Origin of the sequence: Streptomyces sp. NPDC102274 (assembly GCF_044766385.1) — a bacterium.
GTDB lineage: Bacteria > Actinomycetota > Actinomycetes > Streptomycetales > Streptomycetaceae > Streptomyces.
This window is the reverse complement of the sequence record NZ_JBIWLW010000024.1, coordinates 111,545-124,479: the sequence shown is the minus strand read 5'-3', so window position 1 is coordinate 124,479 and position 12,935 is coordinate 111,545. Positions and strand designations below refer to the sequence as shown.

Here is a 12,935-nt window from a genome sequence, read left to right as displayed (position 1 = left end):
CGTCGTCGGCTGACGCGGCGACGAGTCAGCGGTCTGTCAACTGGCGGGGGCCGGTTGGCAGAGCGGGCACCAGTAAGTGGGCCGGCCGTCCTGTTCGGCCGTACGGATCGAGGTGCCGCAGCGGGGGCAGGGGCGCCCCGCGCGGCCGTAGACATACAGCCGCCGGGAGCCGCCCGGACGGTTCCGGTTCGCTTCGAGCAGCTTCTTCGCCGCGGCCACCAGGTGCTCGGGTGAGGGGAGTTCGCCGACCGGGAGCCAGGGGTTCGCGCGAACGAGGAAGCATGTCTCGGACTTGAAGATATTGCCGACCCCGGCGAGGTTGCGCTGATCGAGCAGCGCCTCCCCGATCGGGCGCGGGGCGTCGGACAGCAGATTGCGCAGGGCCGCGGCGGCGTCCCAGTCCGGGCCGAGCAGATCGGGGCCGAGATGCCCCACCACCCGCTCCTCGTCGCTGGTACGCAGCAGCTCAAGGACGGGGAGGCGAAAGCCCACGGCCGTGCGCTCGACGGTGCCGAGGATGGCCCGGATCTGGTGCGCCACACCGCCGTTCCAGCGCTCACCCGGGGCATAGACCTTCCAGGAGCCGTCCATGCGCAGATGCGAGTGGAGGGTGAGGCCGCCCTCGATACGGGTGAGCAGATGCTTGCCGCGCGGTGTGACATCGAGGACGGTGCGGCCGGTGAGATCGGCGGTCGCGAACCGGGGCACCCGCAGGTCCGAGCGGATCAGCCGGTGCCCCGCGAGCGCGGTGTGCAGACGCTGGGCGGCGTGCCAGACGGTGTCTCCCTCGGGCATGGTTTCAGGCTCGCACGCTCAGGCCCGCAGGCGCAGACCCCGGGGGGTGGCATGGAAGCCCGTGGCCTCCAGAGCACGCCCGAGGGGGGATGTCAGGGCAGGGGTGCCGTTCGTACGCTCCACCGTGACCGTACCGAGCGCCCCCGCGCGGGCCGCGCCCGCCAGGGCCTCCGCGGCGGCCCGGAGCGAGGGGTCTTCCGGGTCGGTGGGCCAGGCCAGCAGCGTCTTGCCGCCGCGCTCCATGTAGAGGGTCAGCTCGCCGTCGACGAGAACGACGAGGGAACCGGCCTTGCGGCCCGGTTTGTGGCCGGCGCCGTCCGGGGGATCCGGCCAGGGAAGCGCGGCCCCATAGGCGTTGGCGGGATCGGCGGCGGCCAGCACCACGGCGCGGTGCGAGGGGTGCGCGTCGGCGCGGTCACGGGCAGTCGCCGCCGCGCGCAGCCGGTCGACGGCGCCGTCCATCGCGAACTGGGCCGCGCCCAGGCCCTCCACGACATAGCCGCGGCGGGCCTGGCCGCTGTCCTCGAAGGCGGACAGGATGCGGTACACCGCCGAGAAGCCGCCCACGACCCCCTCGGCCGCGACCGCGCCCCGGGTCACCACCCCATGGCGGTCGAGGAGAGTACGGGCCAGCGCGTGCGCGCGGTGCGTGGGCTCCGGCTCCTGGGCGGGCAGCAGCGACCAGCGGCCACTGACGGTCGGCGGGCCCGTACGGGAGGCGGGACGGGCCGCGGCCGTGAGCGTGCCGTACCGTCCCCGCGGCACCGGGCGCCGGGCGCGGTGCGCCGTGGAGCCCGCCGTACGGCCCGAGCCGAGCAGCGAGCGCAGTGGCGCCAGGGTGTCGTTGGTGAGCCGGCCCGACCACGCCAGATCCCATAGGGCGTCGGCCAGTTGAGGATCGGTCGCATCCGGGTGCGTGGTGGCCCGGACCTGGTCGGTGATCTGCCGGAAGAACAGGCCGTAGCCGCCAGAGAGCGTGGCCAGGACCGATTCGTGGAGGGCGGTCAGCTCCAGGGGGTGCGGGGGCGGGAGCAACAGCGGCGCGGCGTCGGCGAGATAGAGCGAGACCCAGCCGTCCTTGCCGGGCAGGGCGCCCGCTCCGGCCCACAAGACCTCGCCCGTGGTGGTCAGCTCGTCCAGGAGCGCGGGTGTGTAGCCGGAGACCCGGGACGGCAGGATCAGCTTCTCCAGCGCCGACGCCGGGACAGGAGCGCCCTGCAACTGCTCCACGGCGCGGGCGAGTCCGTCGATACCGCGCAGGCTGTTGCCGTTCAGATGTTGCCACTGCGGGAGGAAGGCGGCGAGCGCGGCCGGCGCCACCGGCTCCAGCTCCTGGCGCAGCGCCGCCAGCGAGCGGCGGCGCAGCCGGCGCAGGACCGTGGCGTCGCACCACTCCTGGCCGATGCCGGAAGGGTGGAATTCGCCCTGCACGACCCGGGAGCTCGCGGCGAGGCGCTGGAGCGCGCCGTCTGTGACAGCCGCGCCGAGGCCGAAGCGCTCCGCCGCCGCGTTCGAGGTGAACGGGCCGTGCGTACGGGCGTAACGGGCGAGGAGATCGCCCAGGGGATCCTTCACCGGCTCCGTGAACGCCTCGGGGACACCGACCGGCAGCGCCGTGCCCAGGGCGTCCCGCAGCCGGCCCGCGTCCTCGATCGCCGCCCAGTGGTCGGCGCCGCCGATCCTGACCTTGATGGCGCGGCGGGCGACGGCGAGATCCTCCGCCCAGGACTGCCGCGCGCCGCGCTCGGCCAACTCCGCGTCCGTGAGCGGGCCGAGGACCCGCAGCAGATCGGCGACGCCTTCCAGGTCCTTGACGCGCCGGTCCTCCGTGAGCCACTGGAGCTCCCGTTCCAGTTCGGTGAGGACCTCCGGGTCGAGCAGCTCACGCAACTCGGCCTGGCCCAGCAGCTCGGCCAGCAGCCGGGAGTCCAGGGAGAGCGCGGCGGCCCGCCGCTCCGCGAGGGGGGAGTCGCCCTCGTACAGGAACTGCGCGACATAGCCGAAGAGCAGCGACCGGGCGAAGGGGGAGGGCTCGGGGGTGGTGACCTCGATCAGCCGGACCCGCCGGGACTCGATGTCCCCCATGAGTTCCGTGAGGCCCGGGACGTCGAAGACATCCTGGAGGCACTCCCTGACCGCCTCCAGCACGATCGGGAACGAGCCGAACTCGCTCGCCACCTGGAGGAGTTGGGAGGCGCGCTGGCGCTGCTGCCACAGCGGAGTGCGTTTTCCCGGACTCCGGCGGGGGAGCAGCAGCGCCCGCGCGGCGCACTCCCGGAACCGGGAGGCGAACAGCGCGGAGCCGCCCACCTGGTCGGTGACGATCCCCCGGATCTCACCGCCGTCGAAGGCGACATCCGCGGCGCCGATGGGCGCCTGTTCGCTGTCGAAAGCCGTACTGAGACGGTCCGGCTCGTCATCGAGGAGGTCCAGGCCCATCAGATCGGCGTCGGGGAGCCGTAGCACGATGCCGTCGTCGGCGTGCATGACCTGCGCGTCCATGCCGTACCGCTCGGAGAGGCGGGCGCCGAGGGCCAGCGCCCAGGGCGCGTGTACCTGCGCGCCGAACGGGGAGTGGATCACCACGCGCCAGTCGCCCAGCTCATCGCGGAACCGCTCGACGAGGATCGTCCGGTCGTCCGGGACATGCCCGCAGGCGCGGCGCTGCTCGTCCAGATACGACAGCACATTGCCGGCGGCCCAGGCGTCGAGACCCGCGGTCAGCAGCCGCAGTCTGGCGTCCTCTTCGGAGAGGGCGCCCACCTCGCGCAGAAACGCGCCCACCGCGCGGCCCAGCTCCAGCGGGCGGCCCAGCTGGTCGCCTTTCCAGAACGGCAGCCGCCCCGGGGTGCCGGGGGCGGGGGTGACCAGGACCCGGTCACGGGTGATGTCCTCGATCCGCCAGGAGGTCGTGCCCAGGGTGAAGACATCGCCCACCCGGGACTCGTACACCATCTCCTCGTCCAGCTCCCCGACCCTGCCACCGCCCTTCTTCGGGTCGGCTCCGGCGAGGAAGACACCGAAGAGCCCCCGGTCGGGGATCGTGCCCCCGGAGGTGACGGCGAGCCGCTGCGCGCCCGGCCGGCCCGTGACCGTACCGGCCACGCGGTCCCACACCACGCGCGGACGCAGCTCCGCGAAGGCGTCGGAGGGATAGCGTCCGGCGAGCATGTCCAGCACGGCGGTGAACGCCGATTCGGGCAGCGACGCGAACGGCGCGGCGCGGCGGGTCAGGGCGAGCAGATCGTCGGCCTGTCGGGTGTCCAGCGCGACCATGGCGACCAGCTGCTGGGCAAGCACATCGAGGGGATTCGCGGGGATCCGCAGGGCCTCGATGGCGCCGGTGCGCATCCGCTCGGTGACCACGGCGGCCTGTACGAGATCGCCTCGGTACTTGGGAAAGACGACGCCCGTGGAGACCGCGCCCACCTGGTGTCCCGCGCGGCCGACCCGCTGGAGGCCCGAGGCGACGGAGGGCGGCGACTCGACCTGGATCACCAGATCCACCGCGCCCATGTCGATGCCCAGCTCCAGACTGGAGGTGGCCACGACGGCGGGCAGCCGGCCCGCCTTGAGGTCCTCCTCGACCTGGGCGCGCTGCTCCTTGGAGACCGAGCCGTGGTGCGCGCGCGCCAGCAGAGCGGGTGCTCCCCTGGCCGCGCCCGACTGGCCCATCAGCTCGGCCGGGGAGTGGTCCTCGGGCATCGTCGAGGCCGAGTCGGGCGCGTCCGGAACGGTGCCCGTGGCCCGTTCGTACGCGATCTCGTTCAGCCGGTTGCACAACCGCTCCGCCAGCCGGCGGGAATTGGCGAAGACGATCGTGGAGCGGTGCGCCTGGACGAGATCGGCGATCCGCTCCTCCACATGAGGCCAGATCGACGGCTTCTCCCCGCCGTCCGTGTCCGAGGCCGGGGAGCCGCCCAGCTCGCCCAGATCCTCGACCGGGACGACCACGGAGAGATCGAACTCCTTGCCGGAGCGCGGCTGGACGATCTCCACCCTGCGCTGCGGCGACAGATAGCGCGCGACCTCCTCCACCGGACGCACCGTCGCCGACAGACCGATCCGGCGGGCGGGGCGCGGCAGCAGCTCGTCGAGCCGCTCCAGGGACAGGGCGAGATGGGCGCCCCGCTTCGTCCCGGCGACGGCGTGCACCTCGTCCAGGATCACCGTCTCGATCCCGGCGAGGGCGTCCCGGGCCGAGGACGTGAGCATCAGGAACAGCGACTCGGGGGTGGTGATCAGGATGTCCGGCGGCTTCGTGGCGATCGAACGGCGCTCGGCGGCCGGGGTGTCACCGGAGCGGATACCGACGCGCACCTCCGGCTCAGGCAGCCCGCGTCGCACGGACTCCTGCCGGATTCCCGTGAGCGGGCTGCGCAGATTGCGCTCCACATCGACGGCGAGCGCCTTGAGCGGCGATACGTACAGCACCCGGCAGCGCTTCCTCGCCTCGGCGGGCGGCGGCTGCGAAGCCAGCTGGTCCAGGGCGGCGAGAAAAGCGGCCAGCGTCTTGCCCGAGCCGGTCGGGGCCACGACCAGCACGTCCGAGCCCTTCTGGATGGCACGCCAGGCTCCCTCCTGCGCCGCGGTGGGCGCGGAGAATGCCCCCGTGAACCAGCCGCGGGTCGCGGGGGTGAAGGAGTCGAGTGCGGAGCGTGCCATGCCCCCCATCGTGCACCCCGCCACTGACAATCGCCCGGACCTGGGCAAACGCCCCGGGACCGGCAGCGCAGAATGGAATCATGACACCGCGGGAGCAGGCACGGCACTGGCGCTATTCCGAGCTACCGGGCGTCGATCTGCTGCGTGCGCGCTACATAGACAAGAGGTTTCCGCGGCACACCCACGAGACCTTCGTCATCGCCGCGATCACGGACGGGGTCGAGGTCTTCCACTACGGAGGCGGCGATCAGTACGCGGGCCCGGGTTCGCTCGCGCTGATCAACCCCGAGACCCCGCACACCGGCCACGCCCAGGGCCCCGAGGGCTGGCGGTACGGGGCCGTCTACCCGGCCGTCGACGTCATCGCCTCCATCGCGGCGGAGACCACCACGATCCGAGGCACCCCCGGCTTCGTCGCCCCCGTGGTGGACGATCCGTACACCACGCGCCTCGTCCACCACGTGCTGCGCGCCGCCGACGAGGGCAACGCGCTCGCCGCCGACACGCTGCTGAGGGTCGCGGTGACGCGGCTGCTGCGGCTGAACGGCGGGCCGGCGCGGCAGCGCCGGGTGCGGGGCGCCGGAGCACGGATCGCGGCACGCGCGCGTGCCGTGCTGGAGGAGCGGATGGCGGACCCGCCGTCCCTGGAGCGGCTCGCGGCGGACATCGGCACCAGCCCCTTCGCGCTGCTGCGGGCCTTCAGGAACACCTACGAGCTGCCGCCGCACAGCTGGCTGACGGACGCGCGGGTGCGCCGGGCCCGGCAACTGCTGGACGGCGGTACGACACCGGCCGAGGCGGCCGTGGCCGTCGGGTTCACCGACCAACCCCATCTGAACCGTCATTTCACCCGGATCGTCGGGGTGCCGCCCGGTGCGTACCGCAGGGAGCGGACGGCCGCCTCAGAGGACTGAGCGGGCCTCTGGACGAGGCTCTGGACGAGGTGGGGGCGAGGCGCGGGAGCGGGGAGCGGGGAGCGGGAGCGGGGAGCGTGGGGCGGGGAGCGTGGGGCGGGTCGGGGCGCGAGGCGGGTCCGGGCGCGGGGCGCAAGAACGTACAAGACCCGGCCCCCGCACCCCGCGTAACGTCCCCGGCGTGGCAGAACAGACAGCGTCCGCGTCCGCGGACATACCGGCGCACGGTCCCGCCCGGAGCGCCCAGGGGCCCAACTCCGCCCCCGCCCCCGCCCCCGAACCCAAGTCCGACTCGGCCGTCGTGCGCGATGCCCTGGGCGTCGGTATCGCCGTCGGGCTCTCCGGCTTCGCCTTCGGCGTCACCTCGGCGGGCGCGGGGCTCACCGTCCTCCAGACCTGCGCGCTCAGCCTGCTGGTCTTCACCGGCGCCTCCCAGTTCGCGCTGGTCGGCGCCCTCGCGGCGGGCGGCAATCCGCTCACCGCCGCCGCGGGCGCGTTCTTCCTCGGCGTACGCAACGCCTTCTATGGGCTCAGGCTGTCCCAGTTGCTGCGGCTGCCGGGGCCGGTACGCCCGTTCGCCGCCCAGTGGGTGATCGACGAGACCACCGCCGTCGCGCTCGCCCAGCCCACCCGGCGCAGCGCCCGCATCGGCTTCAGCGTCACCGGGCTCACGCTCTACGGCCTGTGGAACCTCACCACCCTGGGCGGGGCGCTGGGTGCCGAAGCGCTCGGCGACACCGACGCCTGGGGACTCGACGCGGCAGGACCCGCCGTCTTCCTCGCCCTGCTCGCGCCCATGCTCCGTACGGTCACCGAGCGGGCGGTCGCGGGGCTCGCCGTCGTCCTGGGGCTCGGCTTCCTGCCCGTGCTGCCCGCCGGTGTCCCGGTGCTCGTCGCGGCGCTGGCCGCACCCGCTGTCCTCTGGCTCGAAGGCCGCAGGCTCGGCGCCCGTAGGAAGGGAACGGACCGTTGACCATCTGGATCGCGATCGGCGCGACCGCCATCGGCTGCTACCTCGTGAAACTTCTGGGCCTGCTCGTGCCCGCGGGCGCGCTGGAGCGCCCTCTCGTCCAGCGGTTGTCGGCCCTGCTGCCCGTGGCCCTGCTCGCCGCGCTGACCGCTCAGCAGACCTTCAGCGCGAACGGCGCACTCGTGCTGGACGCCCGGGGCGCGGGACTCGCCGCGGCGGCTCTCGCGCTGGTGCTGCGCGCCCCGTTCCTGGTGGTCGTCGGCGCGGCGGTGGTTGTCACGGCGGGGGTCCGGGCACTCGGCGGCTAGGTCCTTTCCGGCCGAGGGCTTGTGCGGCCAGGGCACGTGAGGCGAACCGTCGCTCGGTTCCTGGCACGCGGGACCGGCAGGGCCGCACGCTCAGGGGCGCGATACTGGTGGCATGCGGTTGACGATTTTCTGGGAGCGCATGGCGGACCACTTCGGGGCGGCCTACGCCGACTCCTTCGCCCGTGATCATGTGATGGCGGAGCTGGGCGGTCGTACGGTGCACGAGGCGCTGGAAGCCGGCTGGGAGGCGAAGGACGTCTGGCGCGGGGTCTGCGTCGCCATGGGGATTCCGCCCGAGAAGCGCTGACGCGCCGGCCGGGGACAGCCGCCGGGGACGGCCACCGGGGCACCGGGGCGGCACGGAGCCCGCCGGGGCGATGTGATTTCGTCCGAGAGCGGGGCAGGTTGTCACAGCGGTAGGCGACACTTGCTCAGTGGCACCGACCGACAACTCCGCACCGGACCTCCCACCACCGATCCCTCCGCCGGATCCCGCACCGGACGTGCCTCCCGAGGCGTCTTCCGCCGCGTCCTCGGCGGCTCCTTCGGCCGCCCCTTCACTGACGGCTCCCGCGGGCCCTTCCACGAACCCCGCGGGCGCGTCGGCGCCCCCCGCGGGCAGCGACGACGAGCGGCGTCAGATGCCCCGCTGGCTGCCGCGCGCCATGGTCCTCGCGCTGGCGCTCATAGCCTGCTTCCAGTTCGGCAGCTGGGCGTTCCACCAGCTCATCGGCCTGCTGATCAATATGCTGATCGCGTTCTTCCTGGCGCTGGCGGTCGAGCCCGCCGTGAGCCGGATGGCGGACCGAGGGATGCGGCGTGGACTCGCCACTTTCCTGGTCTTCTTCGCGGTCCTGATCGTCAGTGCCGGCTTTGTGGTGATGCTCGGCTCCATGCTGGCGAGCCAGATCATCGAAATGGTCGATTCCTTCCCCGAGTACCTCGACTCGGTGATCAACTGGATCAACGACACCTTCCACACGGAGCTGTCCCGGGTCGCCGTCCAGGACAGCCTGCTGCACTCCGACTGGCTCCAGCGCTACGTGCAGAACAGCGCGACGGGTGTCCTCGACATCTCCACCACCGTGCTCGGCGGGCTGTTCCGGTTGCTGACGATCTTCCTGTTCTCGTTCTACTTCGCGGCCGACGGGCCCCGGCTGCGGCGCGCGCTCTGCTCCGTACTCCCGCCGGCCCGCCAGTCCGAAGTCCTGCGTGCCTGGGAGATAGCCGTCGTCAAGACCGGCGGCTATCTCTACTCACGCGGGCTGATGGCCCTCATCTCCGGTGCCGCGCATTACATACTTCTGGAGATCCTGGGCGTGCCGTACGCACCGGCACTGGCTATCTGGGTGGGGCTCGTCTCCCAGTTCATCCCCACAATCGGCACCTATCTGGCGGGCGCCCTGCCGATGCTGATCGCCTTCACCGTGGACCCCTGGTACGCGCTCTGGGTGCTCGGATTCGTGGTGTTCTACCAGCAGTTCGAGAACTACATGCTCCAGCCCAAGCTGACCGCCAAGACCGTCGACATCCACCCGGCCGTGGCCTTCGGGTCGGTCATCGCGGGTACGGCGCTGCTGGGCGCGGTCGGCGCCCTGATCGCGATCCCGGCGGTCGCCACGCTCCAGGCGTTCCTGGGGGCGTATGTGAAGCGGTACGACGTGATGGACGATCCACGCGTGCACGGCCGCAGAACGCGCGACGGCGTGCCGCTCCTGCGCCAGATACGCCGCGTACTGCGTGCGGACACGCGTACAGACACGGACACGCGCACAGACACGGACACAGGCACGCGGACAGGCGCGGACGACGAGCAGCGGCCGCGGCCGTAGGAGGACCGGGCCGCCGTCCCCCTCGTGGGCGGTGGCCCGGTCTCGCCGCCGGCCGGTCCGGGTCAGTGGCGTTCCAGCGCCACCTTCGGCAGGACCCGGCCCAGCGGACCGGGCAGCCACCAGGCACGGCGCCCCAGCAGCCGCATCACCGCCGGCACGATCAGACAGCGGATGACCACCGCGTCCAGCAGGATCGCCACCGCCAGTCCCGGCCCGAACTGCCGCAGCATCCGGTCGGGGCTCAGGATGAACGCCGCGAAGACCACGATCATGATCGCCGCAGCGGCCGTGATGACCTTCCCCGTCGCCGCCAGCCCCTCACGGACCGCGCCCAGCGGGTCCTTCGTACGCTCCCACTCCTCGTGGACGCGGGAGAGCAGGAACACCTCGTAGTCCATCGAGAGCCCGAAGACGATCGCGAAGATCATGACGGGGATGAACGCCTCGATCGGCCAGCGCCCGCTGCTCGACCTCGTGGAGATAGGCGAGCCGGGTGCGCTGGGCGCGGCCGATCGCGACGAGACTGATCAGCCAGCCGGCGAGCATGGCGACGGAGACGTCGTCGATGTGGCGGTCGCCGGAGTTCATGATGACCTCGCCGAAGCCCACGGTGAGCAGAGTGGCGGCCGCCAGGGCGACCGAAACGGTGAAGTGTCCTTCGGCGGCCAGGGTGTAGAGCGCGAGCGCGAAGGCGGCCAGCACCGGGCCGTCGGTCACGCTCACCGGATAGTAGATTCCGCAGGCCAGCAGCGTGATCACGGCCACGGTCACGGGCCGGCGCCGCCGGAAGTACAGGGCTCCGCAACTGATACCGATCAGCGCCCAGCCGATTGCCGCACGGACGGGCGGCTCGCTCCCGGAGGCCATCTGGATCAGCGTCGAAACGACCACGACGGCGGTGACGAGATGCGGCATGGCGACTTCGGCGGCTCGCGAGGACGTCCGACCGCTGCGGACGGACGAGGGGAGCGCCATGCGAGGAAGGATAGGCGCGGCCGGGCGCCCCGGCCGGTGCGGTGCACCGGCCGAGACGCCCGGGGAGAGCGACCGCGGGTCCCCGGAGGGTTCGCGACGCCTGGGGGGCGGATGCTCAGAGCAGGTCGGCGTACTGGTTCCAGCCGCCGCTGCCGATCTTCACCCGGGCCTTCAGGGGCGCGGACGCCTTGCCGGTGCCCGCGTAGAAGTACAGCTCGCCCGCCGAGTTCGAGGCCAGCAGGTCGGCCACGCCGTCGCCGTTGAGATCGCCGGGGGCCGCGATGTTCTTGTACTGGCTCCAGCCCGCGCCGCCGATCTGCGCCTTCGCCCCGAACGGTGAATCGGCCGTGCCGGTACCCGCGTACAGGTACAGACCGCTGGAGCTGCGCGCGAGGAGATCGGCGCGGCCGTCGCCGGTGAAGTCACCCGCGCCGACGATCTTGTTGAACTGCGACCAGCCGTTGCCACCGATCTGGACGCGGCCCTTCACCGACATGCCCGTACCGGAGCCCGCGTAGAAGTAGAGGGCGGTGGAGCTGCGGGCCAGCAGATCGCTCTTGCCGTCGCCGTTGAGATCCCCGGGGCCGATGACCAGGTTGTACGACTTCGAGCCGCCCGCGATCTCGGAGTCGGACGGGGCGTAGGCACCGGAGTTGTACAGATGGCCGTCGTACGTGCTGTGCCCGATCAGGTCCGAGCTGCCGTTCGCGCGCAGCGACACCGCGTGGGTGAGCCGTATCAGCGAGCGGTCCCAGCCGTCGCCGATCAGGTACTTCGAGGTGAGACGGCCGGTGCCGGTGGTGCCGTAGTAGTAGAGCGTGCCGCCGGAGGTACGGGCGAAGACGCCGGCCTTGCCGAAGTGCGGCCGGTTGCCCGCGCCCGCGAACTGGGTGACCAGTCCCCAGCTCGTGCCGGCCTGTTCCCGGGCGGCGAACGTTCCGTTGCCCATGCCCTCGTAGAAGTACGAGGTGCCGTCGTATGCGCGGGCCACCAGGTCGGGGGTGCCGTTCCCGCTGTAGTCCGTGCCGCCGACCAGCTGGTTGTACTGGTTCCAGCCGGCGCCGCCGATCTGGATCCGCTCCTTGAACGGGTAGCCGGTGCCGCTGCCGTTGCCGGGGTAGAGATACAGCCCGGTGGCGTTGCGCGCGAGGAGATCGGCCAGCCCGTCACCGTCGACATCGTCCACGCCGACCAGCTGGTCGAACTGGCTCCAGCCGGCGCCGCCCACCTGGATCCCGGCCTTGAACCCCTTGCCGGTGCCGGGGAAGAGGAACAACCCCGAAGAGCCGCGGGCCAGCAGGTCCGGCGTGCCGTCACCGGTCAGATCGCCGGGGACGACCAGCTTGTCGTACGCCTGCCAGCCGGTGCTGAGCGTGGTGTACGCGGTCATGCCGCCGTAGAGGGTGGAGTTGGCCCCGCTGTGCAGTCGCAGGGAGCCGGTGGGCGTCACGGTGAGCAGGTCGGCCCTGCCGTCGCCGGTGAGGTCGCCGGGCAGCAGCAGGTCCTTGACCTGGGAATCGTCCGCGGAGATCACGGCCGCGCCGTCGGAGCCCCAGTCGGCCCAGACCTCGCCGTAGTCGGTGCGGTACACCAGATCACCGAAGCCGTCGCCGTCCATGTCGCCGCGCTGCGCGGGGGTGCCCGCCGCGGCCCGGCCTGCGGCGAGACGGCGGTCCTCGCCCTTGGTGGCTTCCGCGGTGTCACGGCCCGGGACGCTGAAGGTGGGCCGGGTGGACGGCGGAACGGGAAGGGTGACGGCGCCGTGCGGTCCGGTGCCCGGCGTATCGGCCGCCGAGGCCGTAGTGACCATCAGCGAACCGCTCACCAGCAGTCCGGCGCAGCCGAGCACGGTCGAGCGGGCGATTCTGCGGGGCCAGTCGGCCCCAGGTCGTGCGGCAATGGACATGCTGCCTCCAGTGAGGTGTGAAGGAGCCCGGGGATCAGCGGCGGCATACGCCGAGCACGGCGGTGCGCGGGTCGCGGGGTGTCAGCGGGTCGCGGGGCGCCAGACGGTGTCGCACCACTGGAATCGTCGTCGGAGTGCCGTCGGCCCATGGCACGACGGGAACTGCCCCCACAGTGATGGAACTGCCCCCACAGCGTGACGCCCTCCCCAGGTCGTGAGGTAGGTGTATCCGTCCGGGGGTCCTGTCGGCAAGTCAGTTGTGAAGTCCTGATGGATATTTTGTTAACGAAGGTGGGGAAACGGGTGAATCGCCGTGCCGGATCGGGGCGGGGGTAGTGGCCTCGTCAGGCCCTGTCGCGTGCTTGGCGGGTGTGTCGCGTGGTGCGCTTGACAGTAAAATCGAACATCCATTCTCATGGATGACTGCCGGTGCTTCCCGGGACCGGCCGGCGGTGTGGTGCGGTGGGACATCCGGAGAGGGTGGCCGCCGGGGTTTTCCACAGGCCGGGAGCTCGTCGGGACGCGTTGTCAGTGGCAGGGGATAGCGTCTTTGACGTGAAGCGATCGACT

At 72.0% G+C, this 12,935-nt stretch carries 8 protein-coding genes and 1 pseudogene; 5 read left to right on the top strand and 4 right to left on the bottom strand.

Features of this window, described 5'->3' with window-relative positions:
• Nucleotides 1–36: 36 nt before the first annotated feature.
• Together ACIRQP_RS28325 and ACIRQP_RS28320 are read right to left on the bottom strand one after the other, a co-directional pair.
• Nucleotides 37–795, bottom strand: coding sequence for an Fpg/Nei family DNA glycosylase (locus tag ACIRQP_RS28325; protein ID WP_403894379.1), 759 nt, complete (start codon nucleotides 793–795; stop codon nucleotides 37–39).
• 18 nt (nucleotides 796–813) lie between these two features.
• Entirely contained in the window at nucleotides 814–5,460 is a 4,647-nt protein-coding gene (locus ACIRQP_RS28320; RefSeq protein ID WP_403894376.1) for an ATP-dependent helicase, read from the bottom strand.
• Between the two features lie 80 nt (nucleotides 5,461–5,540).
• Between ACIRQP_RS28320 and ACIRQP_RS28315 the strand changes: the two genes are divergently transcribed.
• The 5 genes from ACIRQP_RS28315 (at nucleotide 5,541) to ACIRQP_RS28295 (ending at nucleotide 9,484) form a co-directional block, all read left to right on the top strand.
• Nucleotides 5,541–6,374, top strand: coding sequence for an AraC family transcriptional regulator (locus ACIRQP_RS28315; protein WP_403894373.1), 834 nt, complete (start codon nucleotides 5,541–5,543; stop codon nucleotides 6,372–6,374).
• 181 nt (nucleotides 6,375–6,555) lie between these two features.
• On the top strand, nucleotides 6,556–7,347 hold the full coding sequence (locus ACIRQP_RS28310) for an AzlC family ABC transporter permease (RefSeq protein WP_403894370.1): 792 nt from the start codon (nucleotides 6,556–6,558) through the stop codon (nucleotides 7,345–7,347).
• Nucleotides 7,344–7,652, top strand: coding sequence for an AzlD domain-containing protein (locus tag ACIRQP_RS28305; RefSeq protein WP_403894367.1), 309 nt, complete (start codon nucleotides 7,344–7,346; stop codon nucleotides 7,650–7,652). The genes ACIRQP_RS28310 and ACIRQP_RS28305 overlap by 4 nt, the downstream gene beginning before the upstream one ends.
• Before the next feature lie 112 nt (nucleotides 7,653–7,764).
• Complete coding sequence (locus ACIRQP_RS28300) at nucleotides 7,765–7,959, top strand: DUF3046 domain-containing protein (RefSeq protein ID WP_030350089.1); 195 nt, start codon at nucleotides 7,765–7,767, stop codon at nucleotides 7,957–7,959.
• 334 nt (nucleotides 7,960–8,293) lie between these two features.
• Nucleotides 8,294–9,484, top strand: coding sequence for an AI-2E family transporter (locus tag ACIRQP_RS28295; protein WP_403894414.1), 1,191 nt, complete (start codon nucleotides 8,294–8,296; stop codon nucleotides 9,482–9,484).
• Nucleotides 9,485–9,567: 83 nt separating this feature from the next.
• Here ACIRQP_RS28295 and ACIRQP_RS28290 read toward each other — a convergent pair.
• Both ACIRQP_RS28290 and ACIRQP_RS28285 read right to left on the bottom strand, forming a co-directional pair.
• Nucleotides 9,568–9,936: pseudogene (locus ACIRQP_RS28290) on the bottom strand (MMPL family transporter); the annotation flags it as partial.
• A gap of 638 nt (nucleotides 9,937–10,574) precedes the next feature.
• Nucleotides 10,575–12,365, bottom strand: coding sequence for an FG-GAP repeat domain-containing protein (locus ACIRQP_RS28285; protein WP_403894364.1), 1,791 nt, complete (start codon nucleotides 12,363–12,365; stop codon nucleotides 10,575–10,577).
• Between the last annotated feature and the right edge of the window lie 570 nt (nucleotides 12,366–12,935).